Here is a 584-nt window from a genome sequence, read left to right as displayed (position 1 = left end):
CTCCTTTTGTCGATTGTTTTTGGGGGGGTTACCAAATAGCTTTATTGATGAGTTGCAAAGGCTAGACAAGGTACATCCATATAAGATCCCAAGATTACTTGTTAAATATTTATTAGGGCACAATGATTTCTATAAGATTATTGCTGTTAATAAAAGGTGTATCACATATGTTCAGTGTTTTAATCTATACGGTACATTGAATAAACCAGCAGGCAATGTAAAACCAAAGCTAAATTTTCAAATACTGAAATTGCCAACAAAGTTTCTAGATATAAGTTTTAAAGATTCATCCAAGAACACGATTATAGTTACTTGCGATGAAGGGTGGTCTATCAGCATGAGGATTCATAATGCATCGAGTAAGGTTGAGCCAAGTCTCAAAAATGATGTTAATATTATTAGACATCCGGTAACGATTTATACAACCTATGTCCCATGGAACTTGAAGGAATAGATGATGAAGTCTCAAATCATGAGATTTTGGCGTGAAGAAATACAGCAAGAGTACATAAAATAGTAGTATATTACCATGAGGTGTGGTAATATACTTAGGTATAAGTGTTTTTAGTAAGGCAAGTTAAATT

1 protein-coding gene is annotated in these 584 nt (G+C 33.2%); it reads left to right on the top strand.

Translation table 11 applies throughout. The features are described 5' to 3' along the window. On the top strand, positions 1 to 454 hold a 454-nt coding region (locus tag KYQ89_RS04660), incomplete at its 5' end, for a HaeIII family restriction endonuclease (RefSeq protein WP_218460621.1). Positions 455 to 584 lie beyond the last annotated feature (130 nt).

The sequence above is a fragment of the Rickettsia sp. TH2014 genome, assembly GCF_019249195.1.
Classification (GTDB): domain Bacteria; phylum Pseudomonadota; class Alphaproteobacteria; order Rickettsiales; family Rickettsiaceae; genus Rickettsia; species Rickettsia felis.
Note: the sequence above shows the minus strand (reverse complement) of the source record. Positions and strands in the feature narration are given on the sequence as shown.